This window comes from Actinoalloteichus sp. GBA129-24 (genome assembly GCF_001941645.1).
Taxonomy (GTDB): Bacteria; Actinomycetota; Actinomycetes; order Mycobacteriales; family Pseudonocardiaceae; genus Actinoalloteichus_A; species Actinoalloteichus_A fjordicus.
Genome location: NZ_CP016077.1, coordinates 6,421,815 through 6,444,214, shown reverse-complemented (window position 1 = coordinate 6,444,214; position 22,400 = coordinate 6,421,815). Strand labels below are relative to the sequence as shown.

The 22,400-nt window shown below is 71.3% G+C and carries 17 protein-coding genes and 1 pseudogene; 12 read left to right on the top strand and 6 right to left on the bottom strand.

Features of this window, described 5'->3' with window-relative positions; translation table 11 throughout:
* Positions 1-339 precede the first annotated feature (339 nt).
* From UA75_RS27620 to UA75_RS27600, 5 genes and pseudogenes are all read left to right on the top strand, one after another.
* Positions 340-1,035 (top strand): adenosylcobinamide amidohydrolase, encoded by a 696-nt coding sequence (locus UA75_RS27620; RefSeq protein ID WP_075742731.1) that lies wholly within the window; start codon positions 340-342, stop codon positions 1,033-1,035.
* 176 nt (positions 1,036-1,211) lie between these two features.
* Positions 1,212-1,616 carry a YbaB/EbfC family nucleoid-associated protein gene (locus UA75_RS27615; RefSeq protein ID WP_075742730.1) on the top strand — a complete coding sequence of 135 codons (405 nt, stop codon included), beginning with the start codon at positions 1,212-1,214 and terminating at the stop codon, positions 1,614-1,616.
* Between the two features lie 68 nt (positions 1,617-1,684).
* Complete coding sequence (locus UA75_RS27610; protein WP_075742729.1) at positions 1,685-2,002, top strand: WXG100 family type VII secretion target; 318 nt, start codon at positions 1,685-1,687, stop codon at positions 2,000-2,002.
* A gap of 30 nt (positions 2,003-2,032) precedes the next feature.
* Positions 2,033-4,555: a TNT domain-containing protein gene (locus UA75_RS27605; RefSeq protein ID WP_075742728.1), complete on the top strand. Its 2,523-nt coding sequence runs from the start codon at positions 2,033-2,035 to the stop codon at positions 4,553-4,555.
* A gap of 13 nt (positions 4,556-4,568) precedes the next feature.
* Positions 4,569-4,835 (top strand): annotated as a pseudogene (locus UA75_RS27600) (hypothetical protein); the annotation flags it as partial.
* A 719-nt stretch (positions 4,836-5,554) separates the two neighbouring features.
* Here the strand turns inward: UA75_RS27600 and hisN are convergent.
* Entirely contained in the window at positions 5,555-6,340 is a 786-nt protein-coding gene (hisN, locus tag UA75_RS27595) for a histidinol-phosphatase (RefSeq protein WP_075742727.1), read from the bottom strand.
* A 94-nt stretch (positions 6,341-6,434) separates the two neighbouring features.
* Here hisN and UA75_RS27590 point away from each other — a divergent pair, with 94 nt between their 5' ends.
* Both UA75_RS27590 and UA75_RS27585 read left to right on the top strand, forming a co-directional pair.
* Positions 6,435-7,109 (top strand): response regulator transcription factor, encoded by a 675-nt coding sequence (locus tag UA75_RS27590; protein WP_075742726.1) that lies wholly within the window; start codon positions 6,435-6,437, stop codon positions 7,107-7,109.
* A gap of 6 nt (positions 7,110-7,115) precedes the next feature.
* A complete protein-coding gene (locus UA75_RS27585) occupies positions 7,116-8,393 on the top strand; it encodes an ATP-binding protein (protein WP_075742725.1) in 1,278 nt (425 codons plus the stop codon).
* 167 nt (positions 8,394-8,560) lie between these two features.
* Here the strand turns inward: UA75_RS27585 and UA75_RS27580 are convergent, their stop codons facing one another.
* The 4 genes from UA75_RS27580 to UA75_RS35005 all read right to left on the bottom strand — a co-directional run bounded on the left by UA75_RS27580 (position 8,561) and on the right by UA75_RS35005 (position 14,362).
* Positions 8,561-9,364 (bottom strand): nucleotidyltransferase family protein, encoded by an 804-nt coding sequence (locus tag UA75_RS27580; protein WP_075742724.1) that lies wholly within the window; start codon positions 9,362-9,364, stop codon positions 8,561-8,563.
* 215 nt (positions 9,365-9,579) lie between these two features.
* Positions 9,580-10,098 carry a GtrA family protein gene (locus tag UA75_RS27575; RefSeq protein WP_075742723.1) on the bottom strand — a complete coding sequence of 173 codons (519 nt, stop codon included), beginning with the start codon at positions 10,096-10,098 and terminating at the stop codon, positions 9,580-9,582.
* 129 nt (positions 10,099-10,227) lie between these two features.
* On the bottom strand, positions 10,228-10,782 hold the full coding sequence (locus UA75_RS27570) for a GtrA family protein (RefSeq protein ID WP_075742722.1): 555 nt from the start codon (positions 10,780-10,782) through the stop codon (positions 10,228-10,230).
* A 175-nt stretch (positions 10,783-10,957) separates the two neighbouring features.
* Positions 10,958-14,362: a sigma-70 family RNA polymerase sigma factor gene (locus UA75_RS35005; protein WP_075742721.1), complete on the bottom strand. Its 3,405-nt coding sequence runs from the start codon at positions 14,360-14,362 to the stop codon at positions 10,958-10,960.
* A 139-nt stretch (positions 14,363-14,501) separates the two neighbouring features.
* On the opposite strand from UA75_RS35005, the gene UA75_RS27560 reads away from it, so the two are divergent.
* The 5 genes from UA75_RS27560 to UA75_RS27540 all read left to right on the top strand — a co-directional run bounded on the left by UA75_RS27560 (position 14,502) and on the right by UA75_RS27540 (position 21,202).
* Positions 14,502-15,839 carry a hypothetical protein gene (locus tag UA75_RS27560; protein WP_075742720.1) on the top strand — a complete coding sequence of 446 codons (1,338 nt, stop codon included), beginning with the start codon at positions 14,502-14,504 and terminating at the stop codon, positions 15,837-15,839.
* 177 nt (positions 15,840-16,016) lie between these two features.
* Positions 16,017-17,330 carry a 5-(carboxyamino)imidazole ribonucleotide synthase gene (locus UA75_RS27555; protein WP_075742719.1) on the top strand — a complete coding sequence of 438 codons (1,314 nt, stop codon included), beginning with the start codon at positions 16,017-16,019 and terminating at the stop codon, positions 17,328-17,330.
* 32 nt (positions 17,331-17,362) lie between these two features.
* A complete protein-coding gene (gene purE / locus UA75_RS27550) occupies positions 17,363-17,851 on the top strand; it encodes a 5-(carboxyamino)imidazole ribonucleotide mutase (RefSeq protein WP_075744287.1) in 489 nt (162 codons plus the stop codon).
* An 811-nt stretch (positions 17,852-18,662) separates the two neighbouring features.
* Complete coding sequence (locus tag UA75_RS27545) at positions 18,663-19,853, top strand: RtcB family protein (protein ID WP_075744286.1); 1,191 nt, start codon at positions 18,663-18,665, stop codon at positions 19,851-19,853.
* 185 nt (positions 19,854-20,038) lie between these two features.
* Positions 20,039-21,202: an acyl-CoA dehydrogenase gene (locus UA75_RS27540; protein ID WP_075744285.1), complete on the top strand. Its 1,164-nt coding sequence runs from the start codon at positions 20,039-20,041 to the stop codon at positions 21,200-21,202.
* Positions 21,203-21,484: 282 nt separating this feature from the next.
* Here UA75_RS27540 and UA75_RS27535 read toward each other — a convergent pair whose 3' ends face one another.
* Positions 21,485-22,321, bottom strand: coding sequence for a phosphoribosylaminoimidazolesuccinocarboxamide synthase (locus UA75_RS27535; protein ID WP_075742718.1), 837 nt, complete (start codon positions 22,319-22,321; stop codon positions 21,485-21,487).
* Positions 22,322-22,400: the final 79 nt, after the last annotated feature.

The window sequence follows — 22,400 nt, the reverse complement described above, 5'->3', positions numbered from 1 at the left end:
CGCCGGACCGATCGAGGGCTGCCGTCCGCGTTCCTCGGCAAGCGCGGTGGCGCGTCTCGGCCGGGCCCGGGGCGGCCGGTCTGCCTGCCTGCGCTGGTGTCGCACCGCTGATGCCGAAGCACCGAGCAGGCCCGCGCGCCCGAGTCTCGCCGCGCTCGGACCCGACCCTTGACCAGACGCCGACCGGGGGCAGACTGTGGGAGGGCTCGGCGGAGCAGGTGCGAGACGGTCTACCCCGGTCCTCGCGGGGAGCACCAGCGTCGCAGGCCGATGCGGTGCGAGCACCGACCGCCCGCCGGGCGCCTGCCTCGTCGTCATCCGCCTGAAGGAGATGCGCTCGTGACCGTCGAACCGACGTTCTCCCTGGTGGCGGGACTTCCGGTGCTGTCATGGCGGCTGACCTCCCCGTGGCTGTCGATCTCCTCGGCCGTCCTGGGCGGCGGCATCGGCGAGCGGAGCTGGGCGTGCAACGCCACCGTGCGCCATGACTACGACCGACCCGATCCGGCCGCGCATCTCGCCGAGATCGGCGCGGAGCTGGGTTGCACCGGGCCCGGAGTCGGGCTGCTCACCGCCGTGGACGTCCGCCAGCAGGTCAGTCGCTCCGACAACGGGGTGTCGGCCTGCGTCACGACCGGCGTCGGCAAGCATCCGACCTGGGCCGCCGCGCCGGACTCGCCGACCGATCCGCCGCCGGGCACCGTCAACGCCGTCTGCTTCCTGCCGGTCCGACTCACCGAGGGTGCGTTGGTCAACGCGGTGGCCACCGTGGCCGAGGCGAAGGCACAGGCCTTCCAGGAGGTCGGCGTGCCGGGCACCGGAACCTGCACCGACGCCACCATCCTGCTGTGCCCGCTCGACGGCGAGCCGGAGCGCTACGGCGGGCCTCGCTCACGGATCGGCGGTGCGCTGGCCAGGGCAGTGCACGACGCCGTCCACACCGGACTGATCGCCCCCGAGCCGCGATTCGCTTCGTGGCGCACCGGCATGGGCGCGGCGCGACCGGCGGCGGACCTGTCCTCGATCGGCGACTGACCCCGCGAACAGCGAAGCCTGGTGCCTCCCCGCCCCGGTGACGCCTGCCCGGCAGGCGGTTGGTTTCCTGTTGCCCGATCCGAGCCGAGAACAGTGAGAAATTCGCGGGAACCAGATCGCCGACGAAGCCGTCCAACACCGGTACATCCGTCGGCGGCCGGACCACCGGAGGCATTATGGTGACCGACCACCAAGCCAGCGTCGAGCGGCTGCTCGGCGAGTATCGACGCAGTCGAGAGCAGCTTGGTGAGGTGCACAGGCGTCTTGCTGAGATCAGCGAGACAGTGACCAGCGCCGACTCCTCGGTCTCGGTCACCGTGGGACATCGCGGGATCGTCCACCGAGTGGCGATCGCCGATCACGCCTATCGAAGACACCGCCCGGCTGAGCTGGCCGCACTCGTACAGCACACCATCCAAGCCGCATCGGCTGCCGCCGCGTCGGCTGCGGCCGGGGTGGTCTCGACCGTTCTCACCGCAACCGACGAGGCGTCGCAGGCGAGTCAGACGCAGGCCGCCGGACCGTCGATGCAGCGACGACACGTCCAGTCCACGGTTTTCGAGAACCAGGGCTGGCGGTAGCAGATGCTCGACACCGACGCGCTGACATCGGTGCGGGGCTGGTCGTCGAGCTCAAGGGAGGCGCAGGAATGTTCAAGGTTGATCCAGAGCAGCTTGAGACTCGGGCAGGCAGACTCACCGGGACCTCCGGGTCGATCGAGGACACGGCGCAGACGCTGCGTGGCGCGGTGACCGACAAGATGGGCTGCTGGGGCGGCGACGAGATCGGCCGCAGCTTCTCCTCCCGGTACCGGGAGCCCTCGTCCCAGGTGCTCGACCTGCTCGACGCGCTGCCGGGCCAGCTGCTGGACATGCGAGACCGCCTCCAGACCACGGCGCGGGACTACGCCGGGGTGGACGAGCACAACGCAGGCCTGGTCGGGTCGCCCGACGCCGGATCTCGCTGACGTCAGTCGCTTCTCGACAGGGGTAGGTAGATGGGTATCAAGCTTCCGGAGGAGCTGGCCGACGTGGCGCAGCGTGCCGGGGTCCACTGGCCGGAGGCCGACGAGGATCACATGCGGTCCCTCGCCGAGGCGTGGCGGGCCGCGGCGGCAGAGGTGCGGGACTCCAGGACCGATGCGCACAGCTTCGTTCAGGGTGCGTTCGAGAGCTACGAGGGCGACGCCGCCGATGCTGCACGGGAGCACTGGGAGCTGTTCGTCGCCGATGAGGGGCGGTTCGCGTCCATCGTGCGCGGCTGCGAAGAGGCGGCCGGACAGCTGGAGTTCGCTGCCGACCAGATCGCCGCCACCAAGGTGGAGATCGTGCGCAGGCTCGTCAAGCTCGCGGTCAGGAAGGATGCCGCCGAACAGGCCGTCGCCGACGGCGATGCCTCGGCCCAGGCAGAACTCGACTCCCTCTTCGCCGGTGCCAAGGCCGAGTTCGCCGAGGTCAACGAGACCTTGACCGCCGCAGTGGAGGTGGAGGCGGGCGAGGCACTGCCCGATGTGGACACCGACACCGGCGACCTGTCTCCTTTCCAGCCCGTCGGAGCGACGGCCGGGGAACTGCTCGATCCCGATCTCGCCGCGTTGCTGGGCATCGACGCCGACGCCGTGCTGTCGGAACTGGGCGACCAGGACGGCGACGGAACCGACGACCTCGGCGAGGACGATCAGTTCGACGACGCGGCGCCGCTGGTGCTGTCGGAGCTGGTGAACTCGATGGTCGAGTCCGGTGATCTGTCCGATACCGAGGCCACCGAGCTGGCCGAGAATCGCGGCTTCACCTGGGGCGACGACCTGGTGGAGCAACAGGAGCTCGAGGCAGGCGGCCCGTCGCCGTCGGACCTGCGTGATCTCGACCCCGAGAGCACCGGGCCGATTCCCGCAGGCGTGGTGGACCAGGCCGTGCGTGCCGCAGACTCGTCTGCGTCCGAGCCAGGCGGCGGTGCGCCCGCGTATTCGCCGCTCGCTTACACCCCGGACCCTTCGATGAACACCGGGCCGATCAACATTCCCGCTGGTGCAGGTTCGCCCAGCGGCTCCGCAGGCGGTTCCGGGGGCGGCGGCTCGGCCGCACCCGCCCCGCCGAGTCTGACCCCGTCGTTCTCCGGTCCGCCGTCGGACGCCGCGCCTGCCCCGGCTCCCCGACCGGAACCGGCGCCGAGCGCGCCGCCCGCGCAGAACATCCCCTCGGCACCTGCCCCACAGCCACCCGCCGGATCACCAGGTGGCGGCCAGGCGCCTGCGCCCGGCGGGGCCGGACAACCGCAGGCACCGGGACGTCCGATGCCGGTGCTGCCCGGCCCCGGCGCGCCCGGTGGCATCGGGCTGCCCGGTGGTTCGCCTGTACCCGGCATGCCCGGTGCTCCGGTCGCGCCGGGCGTCCCCGGCGCGGGCGCGCCTGGTGCGGGCTCGCCCGGCGTCGCGGCCCCCGGCGCGGGTGCCCCTGGCGCTGCGGCCCCCGGTGGCGGGGCCCCGGCACCGGCTCCGAAGCTGCCTGCCGCAGGTGGCGGTCTGCCGGGCCTCGGTGCCGCACCCGCACCGTTCGGCGCACCGGCGCCTGGCGCTCCCGGCCTCGCGGCGGGTCCCGGCGTGGGGGCCGCTCCCGGCTTCGGCGGCGCGCAGGCAGGCGGTGGCGGGGCGGTGGTCGCGCACCTGGCAGGCGGCGGTCCCGTGGCGGGCAAGGCGATGGGGCCGATCGCGCAGGCAGGTGATCTCTTCGGCGGTGGGCCCGTCGATCAGAACGCGGCAGGTCGACCGGTTCGACCGACGACGCCGCCCGACGCCGAGCTGCTCGCCTTCACCATGAACCTGTTCCCGCTCGGCCACCTGCCGGTACCCAGCACGCGTCCGGCCCGGCAGCTGCCCGCGCCGCCTCGCGAGACCGACTTCGCTCCCGGTATCCGCTTCCCACCACAGGATCACCCGCAGTCGGAGCTGGTCGACCTGCGCGATACCTCGGCGGCGAGACCGCAGCACGCGCCCGAGGATCAGCAGGGCGCCTGTCCCCGAGCCCTGGTCTCCGGTCACGATCCGCTCGGCGACGTGCACGAACGTGCTTGGGACCGGCGTTTCCTGGTGCGGGCGGCCGAGACAGGTCACGCCGCACCGGCCGAGTACGCCTGGCCACCGGGAGAGCTGTTCCCGGAGGGCGCCGCCGATCCGGCGGGCAGCGAGCCGGTCGTTCTGGCGGCGGGCACCGCGCTGGACCGGTTCGGGACGCCGGAGGGCCGGGTGCTCGCGGAGGCCGACACCCGCTTCGCGGCCCGATCACTGCCGCCCGAATACGCGGACCGGCCGTATGCGCGTTACGTGGTGCAACGGCCGCTGCCCGCGTGGCGGGCGGTCTCGGCGCCCTGGTTCGCTCAACCGGGTGGTGGACTGCGATTCCGGCTGACCCAGTCGGTGGTCGAGCTCCTCCGGGCGGGCTACCTGGTCGTCGACGAGGACGCGCCTGCCGCGCGAGTGTCGGCCACGGTGTCCGACGTCGCCCAGACAGTGCCGCAGGCGTGAGGAGACCGGCTCGATGAACATGGATTCGCTGCTCGACTGGCTGGTCAGGATCGGCGTGCCCACCCAGGTCGTCTCGGTGGGAGCCGAGGCCGACGACACCTGGTGCGTCCTGCGGGAAGAAGGCACGGGCGGGGAGCCTGCCTGGGAGGTCTTCTGGCGGGAACAGGGCAATCGCTACGACTGGGCACGATTCACGAACGAGCAGGTGGCGTGCCTCTACCTGTTCGGCAGGCTGGCGTGGACGCAGACGGTGCGGGGCGCGATCGGGCTTCCGCCCTCGGCGACGCCCCCTGCGCAGGCCGGGACGCCTGGATCGCAGGCCGCGGCGCCTGCGTCGCAGGCAGGCACGCCTGCGGCTCAGCCGGGCACCCCGTCTGCGGTCGCGGGACAGGCGGCGGGCCTGCCTGCCTCGCCGCAGTCAGCCGGACCGGTTCCGCAGGCCGTCCCCGCAGCGGGGGGCACGGCTGGCACCGGCCGACGGGCGGACGAGTCGGACGCCACCCCGCCCACCGGAATCCCCACCTTCACGGTCTCGAAGGAGACCGGTAACTCGGCGGCGCGTCTCGACGGCTGACCGGCGCGGGCGACCAGCGGCAGAGCCGAGGCGGACGTGTCCGGCTCTACCCGGCTGGCGGTCGCGTTAGCACACCGACCGAGGCGATCGGCTCCTGATCACCCGTTCGGGAAGCCGGTTATCCACATAGCCGAGTTGTCCACAGGCGCTGGGCGATCGGCGGGCGCGATGAAGGGGTGATCGCGCATGGTCGTGCCATGACCACACAGCCGAGTTCCGACGTCCGACTCCGACGATCCCGGGGTGCCGATCCCCGCCGCCCCTCTGCTGCCTGGCCTGGTCGGCGCCGCGTTCGACAGCACCCGGCCCCTGACCGGCGACAGCACCCGGCCCCTACCCGGCGGCGACGCACGGCCCTGCCAGGCTCTGATCAGTGCCGGGCGTGGTCTGCGCCTCCTCGCCTGCCGCCGGGCGGTTCGCGCGGGTCAGCTGCTGCGCAACAGGTCCAGTGCCGCGTCGTGCACCAGTCCGTTGGAGGACAGCGCGCTGCCCCTGGTGTGGTCGGGAACGCCGGTCAGATCGCTGAACCGGCCGCCCGCCTCCTCCACGATCACCTGTACCGCGGCGACGTCCCAGGCGTTCACCACGGCCTCGGCCGCGAGATCGACGGCGCCTTCGGCGACCAGCACGTGCTGCCAGAAGTCGCCGAACGCCCGGTTCTCCCAGCAGGCGTCCACCAGCGCGAGGTAGGCAGACCGGGAGTGATGCTCGGTCCAGCTGCCGAGATGGGTGGTCGACACGTAGGCATCGGCGAGCCGGTCGACGCCGGAGACGCCGATCCGCCACGGTGCGCCGTCCCCCTCGCTGGTCCAGGCACCGAGATCGCGTGCCGCCCACCACCGGCGGCCCAACGCGCCTGCGCTCACCACGCCCACCTGGGGGGTGCCGTCGACGACGAGCGCGATCAGGGTCGCCCAGACCGGCAGACCGCGCAGGAAGTTCTTGGTGCCGTCGATGGGATCGATCACCCACGTACGGGCGCCGGGGACCTCCGTACCGCCTCGCTCCTCGCCCAGCACGGCATCGTCGGGACGTTCCTGGGCCAGCAGTGCCCGGATCGCGTCCTCCACGGCGGTGTCCGCATCGGTGACCGGGGTCCGGTCGGGCTTGCTGGTCACGTGCAGGTCGCGCGAACGGAACCGGGAGCGGGTCACGGCGTCGGCGAGGTCGGCCAGTCGGCGGGCGAGGTCGAGATCAGCGGCAGATGACACCCGACGAGCCTAGTCGGCCTCATCGGTGTGCTCGGGGCCGATGTGCTTGGGCGAACCGGCCGAGCAGCGTCCCGCGACGCTCTAGGCTGACAGGGTGAGCGTGGTGCTGCTGGCCGAGGATGACGCGGCGATTGCCGAGCCGTTGTGCCGAGCACTGCAGCGCGAAGGTTACTCGGTGCACGTGGTCGATGACGGTCCGAGCGCGCTGGACGCGGCCACGACCGGCCGGGCGGACCTGCTGGTGCTCGACTTAGGTCTGCCCGGCATCGACGGCCTCGAGGTGTGTCGACGGCTGCGTGCGGCGGGTCGGGACATCCCGGTGCTGATGCTCACGGCCCGCACGGACGAGGTGGACTTCGTGGTCGGCCTGGACGCAGGCGCCGACGACTACGTGGCCAAGCCTTTCCGGCTGGCCGAGCTGATGGCCAGGATCAGGGCACTGCTGCGGCGGCGCTCGGTCGACTCGGTGGAGGCCAACGGGGTGCGGATCGACCTCTCGGCACGCCGGGTCCAGGTCGACGGACGGGAGATTCAGCTCGCCAACAAGGAGTTCGAGCTGCTTCGTGTGCTGATGCAGCACGCGGGCCAGGTCGTCACGCGGGACGAGATCCTCGACGAGGTGTGGAACGCTCCGGAGAACCGGACCAGCAAGACCCTGGACATGCACGTCTCGTGGCTGCGGAGGAAGGTCGGCGACGTGCACGGCCGCAACGGTGAGCAGCGGATCGCGACCGTGCGCGGCGTCGGGTTCCGTTTCAACGTGGATTAGGCGGCCGTGCGGACTCGCATCCTTCAGTCGATCCTGCTCGCGGTCTCGGTGACCGTGGTCGTCCTGGGGCTTCCCCTGGGGCTCGCCTCGCTTCGGCTCGTGGAGGACGTCACCCGCCGCGAGCTCACCGGCCGTGTCCAGCAGATCGCCACCAGCCTCGACGCCCAGCTCGCCGAGGGCGAGACCCTCGACCTGGTCAAGATCCGGGTCGCCGTCCCGGCGGACGGCAGCGTCGTCGTGTCGCTGCCGGGCATGGGCACCGTCCGGGACGGCCCCGACCCGGGGCCGGACCCGGTGACCGAGACCGCGTCCATCGTGCGGCAGGGGACGGTGACCCTGGCCGTCCCGTCTGGTCCGCTGCGGGCGTCGCAGGCACAGATGGCCGGTGCGGTGCTGCTGCTCGTGCTGCTCACCGTGGTGGTGGGACTGGTGATGGCGAAGGTGACGGCACGACGGCTGTCCGAGCCGCTGCGGCACGTCGCGGCCAGGGCGGCTCGGCTCGGCGCGGGCGATTTCCGTCCCGACAATCGACGACACGGTGCGGTGGAGCTGGATCGCGTCGCCGATGCACTCGACGCCTCGGCGTTGGCGTTGGCGCGCCTGATGGAGCGGGAGCGGGAACTCGTCGGTGACGTCTCCCACCAGCTCCGCAGTCACCTCACCGCGTTGCAGCTGCGGCTGGAAGAGCTGGTCGATCCGCGTCAACCGGTGAACCGCGACGAGGCCCGCGCCGCGCTGGTGCAGGCCGAGAAGTTGTCGCGCGTGTTGGAGGATCTGCTGGCCACGGCCACCGCCGCTCGATCAAGGACGGCCGAGCCGCTCGATCTCGCCGAGGAGCTGCCCGAGGTCGTCGCGGAATGGCGTGAGCGGCTGCGCGCCGAGGGCCGGACGCTACGGCTGCGGATCAGCGACAGTCTCCCGGCCAGGGTGACCCCGGCGCGACTCAGGGAGGCCCTGGGCGTGTTGTTGGAGAACGCGCTGATCCATGGTGCCGGGACGGTCTCGGTGGTGGCGCGGTTGTCGGGCGCGATGGTGATGATCGAGGTCGGCGACAACGGCAGCGGCGTGCCGGACGAGCTGTCCCGACACGTCTTCGATCGAGGCGTCTCCGGCGGTGGCTCCACCGGCGTCGGACTGTCGCTGGCCAGGGCGCTGGTGGAGGCGGACGGCGGCAGGCTGGAGCTTTACACCGCGCGCCCGGCGACGTTCGTCATCTTCCTGCTGGTGCCCAGGGCCGGTGACGTCCTCGGCATGCCGTGGCCGGTGGAGCCGAAGCCGCGCTGACGCCAGCCGAGTCGAGTCGAGCTCAGCCCACCCGCACCGACGAGGGGCGCGCTGGCTCCTCGTCGGTGCGGGTGGGCGGATGTCGCGAATGCGGATGGCAGGCGGTCGGCGGCCGAAACCGCCGCCCGGCCGGGACCTTCGACTGCGGTCGGCGGATGAGTGCGGCGTCAGTCGGCCGTCGAGGACTCCGCGGCGGCGGGTGTCGTCGACGGGCTCACGGTCTCCACGGATCGCACGGAGTCGGCCTTGCCGTTCGCCGCGCCTGCCTCGGCGAGTTCGACTGCGGCCTCCCGGATGTCCTTCGCGGTGTCGATCGCGCGCCAGTACCCGGTGATCTCGTGGCCTGCCAGCCTGCCCCGCGCCGCGAGCTGGGGGAACGTGGTCCGTTCGTGATCGCCCTTCGCCGGCAGTTCGGCCAGGATCTCGCCGGAGAAGACGTAGACGCCCCCGTTGATCGGGTACGGCGAGAGCGGCGCCTCCACGAAGTCGTTGATGCGACCGGACTCGTCGAGATCGACCACTCCCCAGGGCAGTCGGGGGCGAGCCAGCGCGACCGTGGCGATCGCCTCCTGCTCGACGTGGCGCCTCGTCAGTTCGGTCAGGGAGAACCTGGTCCAGATGTCGCCGTTCAGGGCGAACCACGGGGCTGTCGGGTCCGGCAGCCGGGCTCCCGCGTAACGCAGCCCGCCGCCACGCCCCAGCGGTTCGTCCTCGACCACCGTGCTGACCCGGATCGACCGCAGATTCGCGGTCGACTCCAGATGTTCGATGAGCACCTCGGCGAGATATCCCGCCGAGACGACGACGTCCTCGACGCCTGCCTCGGCCAGCCAGTCGAGCTGATGGTCGATGATGCACCGGCCGGAGATCTCGATCATCGGCTTGGGCCGGGTGTCGGTGTACGGGCGCAGCCTCGTGCCCTGCCCACCGGCCAGGATCACCGCCTGCCGCACCGTCGTCGCCTGCGTCATGAGTTGTGACGGTAGCAACCTGGTGCCGCGGGTGAAGAAGGTGTGGGAGATCAGCCGTCGTCAGGCGGTCTTCTCGGTCCCCGACCCGCTGAGAAGCCGGTCCGATCGGGTGGCTCGTGCCATGGCGTGATATGTCCGTGATGTGCTGCTCGCCCCGTTCACACGGGAATTCGACCGTGCGGCTCGCGATGTCGAGAATGTCATCCGAGGTGCGGTCATGAGCCTGCCGGACTGTCCTCGCTGCGATCGGCTCGGCCGGTGAAGACGAATTTACGGAAGGCCCACCAGCGGAATGCCATGCCGAGCAGAGTGCCGATGATGCTGCTGCTGACGAAGTCCGCGATCTCTTCGGTGAGCCTGCTCACCGCTGGTTCGTCGAAGCCGAGCACATAGCGCGAGATCCACAGTGGAGCGGCGTACATGATCACGCCGATCCCGCTGATCAGGAAGAACAGGGCCGCCTCATGCGGTCTCTCGTGGCCGCCACCCCTGGTTCGGAACGACCACTCCCGGTTCAGCACGTAGGAGACGATCGTGGCCACCAGCACCGAGATGATCTTGGCCGTCACCGGGTGAGGTTCGAGGATCGTCAGCTTGAGTGCGTAGAAGATGAGCGTGTCGATCAGGAACGTCATGCCGCCGACGGCGGCGAACTTGAGCAGTTCCTGGTGTTTCAACGCCAGACTTCGAAGGGATCTCGGTACCAGGTTGACAACGGTCTCGACCAGCGCCACCCGCGCAGTCTACGGAACCGTTATACGAGCCTGATTCGACAGTCCGAACATCATCATCGTCGCATGTCACGCGCCCGGTGGGCGGGAGGAGGCGTTCAGGGGCGGCCCCTGATCCGGTCGGGATCGGCCTCAGGATCGGAGCGGCTCCTCCTCGGCGGGCGGGTCCTGGTCGTAGGACGGGATGGTCGGTCGGGCCCGGACGTTCTCCTGCGGGAACACGAAGCGGCGGAAGGCCCACCAGCGGAAGCCCATGCCGATCAGGGTGCCGATGATCTGACCGCTGCTGAAGTCGGCGACCTCCTGGGTGAACCGGCTCACCTCGGGAACCTGAAGATCGAACACATATCGCGAGATGTAGAGGGGTGCCGTGTTGATGACGACCCCGACCCCGCTCACCAGGAAGAACAGGGCCGCCTCGTGCGGTGTGTCTCGACCGCCTCTGGTTCGGAACGACCACTCCCGGTTCAGCACATAAGAGAAGATCGTCGCGACGAGCACCGCGATGACCTTGGCGGTGACCGGTTTCGCCGACAGCACGCTCAGCTTCAGGGTGTAGAAGACCAGGTTGTCGATCAAGAACGCCGAGCCGCCGACGAACGCGAACTTCACGAGCTCTCTATGCCGCAACGCGAATGATCGCAGCGGTTCCGGAACACGATTGAGCACATTTTCGACAACCGACACCGCCGCAGTCTACGAAAGCACGGCCGCTGTGGGAGGTGCTCCCGTGGCTGTGAGTGTCGTCGGCCTCGTTTTCGGCCCCCTTGCACCGGGCCGCCGACGGTCGGATTCACGGCAGTCGCTCGCACCGTGCCGGTCGGTCGGCGGCCTCGGCTCTCGATTCCACCAGATCAGGTGATCACCGATGGAGTACTCCGAGAAGACCACGCTCGGCCGGACCCGGCTGGTTCGGGGCGGCCTCGGCGGTCGGCTCCCCGCGTCGCGAGGACATGGCGGGTTCTGGCGTCGCCCCCTCGGTGCCGGGCGGCACGGCCGGTCCCGGCTCGGCCCGTCTCGGCTTGGCAGGGGCGGGCTGCGTCGTCTCGTCGTGGATCGTCGGCTCGGCGGAGTCCGCAGAGCCGCCGGACTCGGGTGTCACGATGCGGTCGGACGGCGTCGGAGGCTCGGCGGGCTGAACCTGTATCGGCGGGATCGCGGTGGTGGGCGGCACTATCTGATCGACGGGCGGGGCGGGCAAGACCGGCTCGGCGGGACGAGCGGGCTCACCGGGTTCCGGAGCCTCGCCGGGCTCGGCAGGTCGTTCCGACTCGGCGGGCTCGGGCTCGGCGGGCGCCGCCGGGGACGGAACCGCAGGCTCCACCGGGTCGGGGGAATGCTGCTGCGGGGCTGTCTCTGGGTGCTGCCAGGGCCACTGCGGGCTCCAGGGGACCTGGACGGACGCCTCCTGCCCGGCGGTGCCCAAAGCGGCGCTCACGGCGACTTCGGCCGGGGCGGGGGGCTCCGTCCCGCCGGATGTGCACAGCCGCACGGTGAAGTCGTGGGTCTGGCCGGGCGACAGCGTCGGGCTGAGGTGTTCCACCGGCTCACCCTGCGCTCGGCAGCGCAGCAGGTGCGCGGTCTGACCGGACACGGCGTCGGCGCGCAGGGGCAGACCGTGCCAGGAATGAATCCCGACGCCGGGCGGCAGGTCCAGCGTGACCGTCACCGGCCCCTCGGAGTCTCCCGTGTTCGCGGTCCTGACTCCGACCTTCGTGTAGTACGTCCAGTGCGGGTCGCCCAGGCTGGTCGGCAGCGCCCACGGACCGTCGGCTGCGGCCTCCACGTGAACCGCGTCGAGCTTCGGCGGCTCGGCCACCGTGATCCGCCCGACCGGGAGCGGCCGGTCGGTCCCCGGCCCGGCGTGCATCGCGCCGCCGACCAGCCCGGACTCGGCGGGGTCCACCGCCCGAACGCGGAAGTCGAACGGCATCGCCGCGCCCGGTGGCACCCCGGACTCGCTGCGGCAGTGGATCACGTTCGCCTCGGGCAGGCAGTCGTGGCCCGAGGTCCCCTCGGCGTGGACCCCCGTGGGGAGTTGCACGGTCATCTCGACCGGTGCCGAGCCCCCTCGTCCGTCATTGCGCACGCTGTAGGTCAGCGCGTCCGGCGAGCCGTCGGCCGTCAGCACCTCGGGAGTGTGATCGAGGGTCGGTCGGAGGCTCGGGGAGGCGATCGCCGCATCCACCCGCCTGCTTGCCTCGCCGAGCCGCCCCTCGACCTCGACCGTGCCGCTGACCAGCAGCGCCCTGATGAAGTCCAGATCGGATGTGAAGACATCACCGGGCGCGAGCGGCTGCGGGCTACGACAGGTGATCCGCTGGCTGCCGGTGAGGTTCGTCTTGCCCGGGGTCGCCCAGGAGTCGGCGGCCGCGCACTCCGGCGGCAGACCGTCGGGGATGAACCACCAGGGCGCCGTGAGCTCGACCTCGGCAGGTCTGGTGGTGGTGCCCGTGTTGGTCAGGCGGATCGCGACGCGGCCCGTCCACGGCAGGCCGGCCTCCACCCGTTGACCCACCTCTGCGGCGAGGTCGAGGGCGTCGACCGGCTGCCGGACCTCGACGGAGACGGCGGTCAGCTCGATGGCGGACGCCTCGCCCGCGTCGATCGTCCCGGTCACCCGACCGCTCTGCGCGTCAGCCGCCGCCTGGAGTTCGAAGTCGAAGACGACGCTCTCACCGGGGTTCAGACCGCGTGCGGTGGCGCACCGGATGGAACCGGAGCCGTTCGTGCAGCCGATCTCCTGGCCCGCGGACTGTCGGGCGGCGGCCGTCGCCGACGAGCGTCCGACGTCGCCCGGCTGCGGGGGGAGCATCGATGGCCTGCCGTTCGTCAGGGCTGCGCTGATCGAGGTGACCTCGGCGGCGGCCCGATCGTCCGCCGTGGTCGGGAGGTGCGTGGTCCGGGCGGTGGCCGTCGTCGCAGTCGAGAGGGCGACGGGCCGGGTCGTCGCCGATGGCGTGGTCGAGCCCGCGATCCAGGCGGAGATGCCGGGCGGCAGGTCCAGGGAGGCGACCACGACGGGAGACGCAGCCGTGCCGGTGTTGGTCACGGTCACGGGCAGTGCGCCTGCCACGCCGCCCGCGAACAGGATCAGCGGCTCCGTCGGCGTGGTGATGTCGAGGACGGGCTCGGCGGATTCTTCGGCGGGCGGGGCCTCCGCGGGCGGCGGTTCCGTCGGTTCGCCGGGCGGCGACTCCGGTGGCGAGTTCGGCGACGGCAGCGGGGGAGCGGGCTGGTCCGGTGGGGCGGGCGCCTGCGGGGCGGGCTGCTCCACCGCGGGCGGCGTCGGTTGCGCCACGGGATGGGGTGCGGTGTCGGAGAGCAGCGCCGCGACGACCGCTGCCGCCAGTGCGACGCTCGACGCGGCGGCGGTGAGCCACTGTCGAGGCGCCGAGCTCACGGCACCGGTCACCGCACCTGCCGTGATCGTGCCGGTGACCGCCGCACCGGTGCCGCCGACGGTGCCTGCGGACACGGCCGTGAGATAACCGCCCGCGCCTGCGCCGAGGATCAGGATGCCGACCTCGCGCAGGGTTCCGTTGAGGTCGATGAGTTCGATGGACAGCGCCCGACAGCGGGCGCAGTCGTCGAGATGCGTCTCCACCTGCGTGGTCTCGCGTTTGGATAATCCGCCCCTGGTCCAGGAGCCGAGGCGCTCCACTACGGCGCGGCAGCGTTCCGTCTGGGTCTCGGCGAGGTGGACCTGGAGGTAAGCCTGTCGTAAGCCTTCTCTGGCCCGATAGGCCAGCGCGGAGACTCCGTTGGGGGTAAGTCCGAGGAGGGGGGCCACGGTGGCCGCCGACTGGCCCTCGACCTCCATGTGCCAGAGGACGGTCCGCCAGCGCTCCGGCAGTCGGGCGAACGCCCTCGCGGCCAGTGAACGCTCCAGATCCTGGATCGGCGTGTCGTGGAAGGGGACGCTGATGTCGACGCCGGGCACCGATGCGACGTCGTCGGAGACCTCGACGCGGCGTTCTTTGCGCGTCCGGTCGTAGGCGGCGTGCCGCAGGGCGGTCAGCAGGTAGGCGCGGAAGGCGACGTCGGGGCCGTTGCCGGTGCGTAAGCGGTCCAACACCTTCGAGAAGGCGTCTGAGACGAAGTCGTCCTGCTCCGCTGGAGATCTGGCCAGCTGCCGTGCCAGGTTGTACGCGGCCGAGACGTGCCGCTCGTATAACGATCCGTAGGCCTCGACAGAGCCCGCTCGGACGGCCTCGATCAGTTCTTGATCGGTCGGTTCTGGCAATTCGGAGGAGACGATCGCCACGCCGGATGACCTCCCTGTCTACATCATGACGCACCCAGTGTGACCAATCGACTCCGCAATGTACTAGGCACCCCTCCGTCATGGCCGCCGGTGCTCGTCGTCACACCGATACGGCGAAAGGAGGAGCCTTGTCGATCACATGGACGACACGGACGGCACCGGAGACCCGGCAGGCCGCACGGTCGCGCGAACTGCGGGCGATGCGACTGACGGACGCCGACTGCCTGCTGCCTCGGGCGTGTCGGGTACTCCGGACACCGCAGGTCCGGCGGCGAACGGCCTCGGCGCGCCGGTCGGCGCGATGACTCGGCGGCAGAACGATCCGGGGCGGGGCCTCGCGGCCCGGACGGCGGCTCGATCGATGTACGCGCGCTGGCGGTCGGCGAGTCTCGCGGCGGGCTGGCCCTTCCCCGCCGACTGGCCGAGGCTGCCTGCACGGGCGGTGTGCCTGGCTCTCGCGAGCCTGCGTGATCCGACCCCGCATCTGGCGGCGCTCGGTGCCGTCAGAGCCGACGACGGCGTCGACCTGGCCGCCACCCTGGGCGATCTCGCGGCGCTGTACTCGATCCTGGCCCCCGCGTCGCGCGATGAGCCGTCGGGGGTCTGGCTCCGCGCGGAGGCTGCGGCCGGGAAGGACCCGGGCGCCCGGCAGGAGGCCGACGGCTCGACTCGGGAGGACGTCGGTGCCGCCGCCCTCGCACCTCGGCTCGTCGACGCGAACCGCGAACCGGCCTCGTCCTGCCTGCCGTCCTCGAACGTGGTGACCTGGTCCAGCCGCCTGCTCTGTCCGAATGTCGCACGGCCCGCCACACGCGAGCCTGCGAGAGACGTCGAGGCCGGACGCGGGAAGCAGACCGCGCCGGAGACGACAGTCCGGGCGGAGTCGAGCGGCCCGGTCGACGAGGATGACGCGACAGCGGCCCGCCTACAGCGGACCGACGGGGCGGCCTCGTTCGTCGTGCCCGCCGCCGCGATGCGTGCGGTCGCCCTGGGCTGGGCAGAGGCCGCCGTCGGCAGGCTTGTCGAGCAGCAGGCCAGCGACGGGCTCACCGGGCTGGCCACCGAGGGCTACCTCCGCCGCAGGCTCCACGAGCTGTATCAGGAGGCGACGGCGACCGGCAGGCCGCCCGGCGAGGACTTCGCTCTGGTGGTGACGACGGTGAACCTGCGGCGGGCACCACGATGGCCGAGGAGTCTGGCCATGGTGATGGTCGGCGACGCCTTGACGCGGACCTTCGACGGCGGTGAGACCCGCGCGCTGCTCGGACCCTCCGCCGCGGTCGTGTTGGCGCGGGCCGACCGACGACTGCCGCTGCACGTGGTGACCGCCCGCTGGCTCGTGGAACGCGGGCTGCGCGTCGCGGTCGCCGATCGAGAGTGCGGCCCCGTGCTGGTCTGGCGCGAGCCGCTGCCCACCCGGTGGGAGGAGGTTCCCGAACTGCTGCGCAGGCTGTCCGCACCGCCGCCCCAGTCCTGATCCGAGCGGTCGGGTCCGCAGTGTCGCGGTGCCCGCCGCTCGAGCCCGGCCGGGGCAGGCAGGACGCCGTCGGTCGCTCCGGGCGGCGCGGTTCGAGCCCCTTGCGATGCAAGCGCGGGGCGCAGGCGACCGGCATGCGGCGACACCCGAGACGCCACCGGGTAGGCTTCCGCGCCCGTGGGCACCAGCAGCACGAATAAGGGATCGATGCCCGTCGTCGGCATGATCGGCGGCGGCCAGCTCGCCCGGATGACACACCAGGCCGCGATCCCGCTCGGGCAGTCTCTCCGGGTGCTCGCCGCTTCGCAGACCGACCCGGCCGCACTCGTGGCGCCGGGCGTCGCAATCGGCGCGCACACCGATCCCGACGCGGTGCGTGCGTTCGCCGCCGACTGCGACGTCGTGACCTTCGATCACGAGCACGTGCCCGGTGACCTGCTCCGAGGACTCGTGGCGGAGGGGATCGCGGTCCGGCCCGGACCCGACGCGCTGATCCATGCCCAGGACAAGCTGGTGATGCGGCGCCGTCTCCGTGAACTCGGCCTGCCGGTTCCCGAGTTCGTCGAGGTCACCAGCGCTGCGGACCTGGTGCGCTTCGGCGAGGTGCACGGCTGGCCCTGTGTGCTCAAGGCGGTCAGGGGCGGCTACGACGGACGAGGCGTCTGGATGCCCGCCGACGCCGACGAGGCGGCGCACCTGGCGACGGAGCTGCTCGCGGCGGGCACGCCGCTGATGGTCGAACAGAAGGTGCCGATGCGGCGGGAGCTGGCCGCGGTCGTGGCACGCTCCCCGTTCGGCCAGGGCGCGGCGTGGCCGGTGGTGCAGACCGTGCAGACCGACGGCATCTGCGTCGAGGTGCATGCGCCCGCCCCCGGCCTGGCCGCCGCCACCGCCGCGCGGGCCCAGGAGATCGCCTTCCGGATCGCCGAGGAACTGGACGTGGTCGGCGTGCTGGCGGTGGAACTGTTCGAGCTGGACCGCTCTGGCCCCGCCGTAGCCGACGAGGCGACAGGCGCCGACGACGACACGAGCACCGGTTCGCGGCCTGCCGACGACGCCGGATGGCGGGAACTCGCCCCGGACGGCCTGGTCGTCAACGAGCTGGCGATGCGACCGCACAACTCCGGGCACTGGACCATCGAAGGAGCCAGGACCTCGCAGTTCGAGCAGCATCTGCGGGCCGTGCTGGACTATCCGCTCGGCAACACCGATCCGGTGGCGCCTGCGGCGGTGATGACCAACGTGCTCGGCGCGCCGGAGCAGCCCGCGATGTCGGTCGACGAGCGGCTGCACCACCTGTTCGCCCGCTATCCCGATGCCAAGGTGCACCTGTACGGGAAGGCCGAGCGTCCTGGCCGCAAGGTCGGGCATGTCACGATGCTCGGCGACGACGCCGACTCCGTCGCGGTGCGGGCGCGGCTGGCCGCACACTGGCTGTCGCACGCGCAGTGGACCGACGGCTACGACATTCACGGAGGAGAACAGCGGTGACGGCCAAGCCCACCCCCCTGGTCGGCGTGATCATGGGCAGCGATTCGGACTGGCCGGTGATGGAGGCGGCGACGACCGCGCTGACCGAGTTCGACGTGGCCTACGAGGTCGCGGTGATCTCCGCGCACCGCACCCCGCAGCGGATGATCGACTACGCCCGGTCGGCCGCCGACCGGGGGCTGCGAGTGATCATCGCGGGCGCGGGCGGTGCCGCGCACCTGCCCGGCATGGTCGCCTCTGCGACGGTGCTGCCGGTGATCGGCGTCCCGGTGCCATTGCGGCATCTCGACGGTCTCGACTCGCTGCTGTCGATCGTGCAGATGCCCGCAGGCGTGCCGGTGGCGACCGTGTCGGTGGGGGGCGCACGCAATGCAGGCCTCCTGGCGGTCCGCACGCTGGGTGCCGGTGCCGACGAGCACGCGGCGCGGCTGCGTCAGGCGATGGCAGGCTTCCAGGCCGATCTGGAGCAGCTGGTGCTGGCCAAGGACGCTGCGCTGCGCACCCGCCACGAACAGGGCTGAGTCCTTCGAGGCCGCGCGGACGACCGGGCGGGCGGGTGCCTGCCGGGTGCGCGGCCCGCACCTGTCCCGGCGGCACTGCCCGGCAGGCCAGGCCGACGTGGCGGCTCGCCGGTCGGCCGCTGTCGCGTCAGATGACCTCGGGCAGTCGGATCGTGGCGGTCGGGGTGCAGACGAGGCTTCTTCGCTTATGCGGCGGGTTGCAGCAACCTCGCCGCCGTGAAGCATCGTCCCTCGACGACCCGCAGCGCGCGCTCGCCCCGGACAAGGCGTCGGTGGCCCCATCGTCCGGCGTGCCCGCGCGTCCGGGGCGCGTTCGACGAGACCTGTCCGCGCCGTTCACGCTGATGTGAGCGGCGGCCCCGAGGCCGTTCGTCGGACGACGCCGTTCGCAGGTGAAGGTCGTTCCACGGCCGAGGCCGGAAAATCGGTTGCCCCACAAGCGCCGAGCGGGAATTGTGGATCACACACCGTCGGACTGCCGAACCGCAGCCGAGTCGAAGGAGGGACCGCCATGCCGTGGAAATACGCGCGGCGATGTCCCCCACGACAACGCGGTCTGTCTCGACGATCCTCCGCCTGTCTTCGACGCTGAGCGTCGGCGCGGGGCCCGCGTAGCGCCGCCCCGACCTGCGGACGTCCTCGGGACGCTTCCCTTCGGAACGGCCCGTGTCGCCGGGCGAGTCCCGCCGCGACCGCGTGCACTCTTCCTGACTCGTCACCGTCGGATCGCGCCGTCTGCCGCAGCCGTCGGTGACGCTGTTCTTCGCTCTGGTCCGCGATCGTGCGGTCCACCGACCCCCGTGAGGCGATCATGTACACCCAGATCCTTGGCGAGCGCGTGCCCATTCGTGCCTGGGCCGACCCGGACGAGATCGAGCCCCAGGCCATGGCCCAGCTCCGCAACGTCGCGAACCTGCCGTGGCTGCACGGCCTCGCCGTGATGCCCGACGTGCACTTCGGCAAGGGCGCGACCGTCGGGAGCGTCATAGCGATGCGCGACGCCGTCTCGCCCGCCGCAGTCGGAGTGGACATCGGCTGCGGCATGTCCGCCGTCCGGACCTCCCTGTTCGACCACGACCTGCCCGCCGACCTCGGCGGTCTGCGCAGCCGGATCGAGGCGGCGGTGCCGGTCGGCTTCGCCCTGCACGACGACCCGGTCAATCCGGCTCGGGTGCCGGGGACGGCCGGGTGGGACGACTTCTGGGCAGGCTTCGACCACCTGCACGAGGGCGTCCACCATCGGCGGGATCGGGCCGCTCGGCAGATCGGCACCCTGGGCGGCGGAAATCACTTCATCGAGGTCTGCCTGGAGCAGGGCGGTCCGGACGCGGGCCGGGTGTGGCTGATGCTGCACTCGGGCTCGCGCAACATCGGCAAGGAGCTGGCCGAGCGGCACGTGCGGATCGCGCAGTCCCTGTCGCACAACAAGAACCTGGTGGATCGGGACCTCGCCGTGTTCCTCGCCGCGACGCCGGAGATGGCGGCGTACCGGCGGGACCTGTACTGGGCGCAGGAGTACGCCCTGCGGAACCGGGCGACGATGATGGCACTGGTCAAGGGCGCGCTGCGGGCGACAGTGCCCGGTGTCCGGTTCGATCCGGAGGTCTCCTGCCACCACAACTACGTTGCGGAGGAGCGGTACGACGGCGTCGACCTCCTGGTGACGCGCAAGGGCGCGATCCGTGCGGGTTCCGGGGAGCTGGGCATCATTCCGGGCAGCATGGGAACCGGGTCCTACATCGTGCGCGGGCTGGGCAACCAGGGCTCGTTCCAGTCCGCCTCGCACGGCGCCGGGCGCCGGATGTCGCGGAACAAGGCGAAGAAGCTGTTCTCGGCGGCCGACCTCGCCGCGCAGACCGAGGGCGTGGAGTGCCGCAAGGACGCGGGCGTGGTGGACGAGATCCCGGCCGCCTACAAGGACATCAACGAGGTGATCAAGGCACAGGAGGATCTGGTGGCGGTGGTCGCACACCTCAAGCAGGTCGTCTGCGTCAAGGGCTGAGCTGCTGCCGCGCACCGAAGACCGATCGTCGCGCGTACCCGGCTGCCGTCGTCGGGTCGGTCTGCTGCGCCGACCCGCCAGCAGCCTGCTCGTCGACACGCCCCGGGTGGGTTAACGAACCTTCACATCGGGGCTACTATCGCGGACGACAGTGTTGTTACTCGGCGGTAACAGGAGGCGTGGGAGTGAACTCTGGCTTCGGTACCTACCAACTCGCTGACGAGCACGAGGCCCTGCGGGAGGCGGTACGGGCGCTCGCGGAGAAGGAGATCGCCCCGCACGCCGCCGAGGTCGACGAGCAGGCGCGCTTTCCCCAGGAGGCGCGGGACGCGTTGACCAAGGCCGACCTGCACGCCGTGCACCTCCCCGAGGAGTACGGCGGTCAGGGCGCGGACTCGGTCGCGACCTGCATCGTCATCGAGGAGGTCGCGCGGGTCTGCGCGTCCTCCTCGCTGATCCCCGCCGTGAACAAGCTGGGCTCGGTGCCCGTCCTGCTGGCGGGTTCTGCGGAGCTGAAGCAGCAGGTGCTGCCGACACTCGCCTCGGACGGCGCGATGATCTCCTATGCGTTGTCGGAGCGCGAGGCGGGCTCCGACACCGCGTCGATGCGCACCAGGGCCCGGCTCGACGGCGACCACTGGGTGCTCAACGGCACCAAGTGCTGGATCACCAACGCGGGGGAGTCCGCCTGGTACACGGTCATGGCGGTCACCGATCCGAACGCGACGAAGAAGTCCGACGGCATCTCGGCCTTCGTCGTCCATGCCGACGATCCCGGCTTCGAGGTCGGTTCCAAGGAACGCAAGCTCGGGATCAAGGGCTCGCCGACCCGCGAGATCCACTTCGCGGACTGCACCATCCCCGCCGATCGCATCATCGGCGAGCCGGGCACCGGCCTCAAGACCGCGTTGCGGACCCTGGACCACACCAGGCCGACCATCGGGGCGCAGGCCCTCGGCATCGCCCAGGGGGCGCTCGACGCCTCGATCGACTACGTGAAGAGCCGCAAGCAGTTCGGGAAGCCGATCAGCGACTTCCAGGGCGTGCAGTTCATGCTCGCCGACATGGCGATGAAGATCGAGGCCGCCCGGCACCTCGTCTACGTCTCGGCCGCCCGCGCCGAGCGCGGCGAGGGCGACCTGGGCTTCGTCTCCGCCGCCGCGAAGTGCTTCGCCTCCGACGTCGCCATGGAGGTCACCACGGATGCCGTCCAGCTCTTCGGCGGGGCGGGCTACACCAGTGACTTCCCCGTGGAGCGGATGATGCGCGACGCGAAGATCACCCAGATCTACGAGGGCACCAACCAGATCCAGCGCATGGTGATGGCCAGGAACCTGCTCAAGCGCTAGATCTCGCTAGGCGGTGGCGGGCCTGATCAGCGAGACCCTCATGATCAGGCCGCCGCCGGGCCGGGCGGATCGTAGAGTCGGGCCGGTGAACGGGTGCCTGGTTCAGGGCCACCGCGTCCGCTGCCCGCAGCCGACGTGCTCGCGCTGTCCGCCCGGTCTCACCCCGAGTTGACGGGTCTCCGGCCGACACCGCCGAAAGGGACGGTTCCCTTCCAGAGCACCGGCGCGTGTCGTCGACCTGCGACGACACGCGCACGCCGACCGGGCTGGCCGCGGTAGGGCTCAGCCGGTCCAGCGCTGCCCGGTGATGCGCTCGTACACCGCCGTGTACCGGGCGCGCGTCTCGGCGACGATCTCGGCCGGGATCGCCGGTCCGGGCGGGGTCTTGTCCCAGCCGGTGCTCGTCGCCCAGTCACGGACGATCTGCTTGTCGAAGGCGTGCTGCGGGCGACCCGGTTCCCAGTCGTCGGCGGGCCAGAAGCGGGAGGAGTCGGAGGTGAGCACCTCGTCGGCCAGCGTCAGCACCCCGTCGGAGTCCCGGCCGAACTCCAGCTTCGTGTCGGCGACGATGATGCCGTTCTGCGCGGCCCGCTCGGCGCCGCGCGAGTAGATCTCGAGCGTGAGGTCCCGCAACCGGTCGGCAAGCTCCGGACCGACCAGGTCGACGACCTCCGCGAAGGTCATGAACTCGTCGTGCCCGGTGTCGGACCCCTTGGTCGTCGGAGTGAAGATCGGCTCCGGGAGCCTGCTGCCCTCCACGAGTCCCTCGGGCAGCGCGACGCCCGACACGGTGCCGTTCTTCTGATACTCGCGCAGCCCCAACCCGACGAGGTAGCCGCGCGCGATGCACTCCACCGGGATCATGGTCAGCGGTTTGCAGCGCAGCGCCCGGCCCGCGAACTCGGCGGGCACGTCGGTCGCCGAGATGACGTGATTCGGCACGACGTCGCTCAGCTGCTCGAACCACCACGCGGAGAGCCGGGTCAGCAGGGCGCCCTTGTCCGGCACCGGCGTCGGCAGCGAGACGTCGTACACGGACACTCGGTCCGAGGCGACCAGCAGGAGATCGGAGTCGATCTCGTACAGGTCGCGCACCTTGCCGGAGTGGATCTTCTTCATCTGACTTCCTCGCTGATGTACTCGTGGTGGACCAGGCTGCCGGGCCGGGTGACGGGTCGGGACCCGCACCGCATCCTGG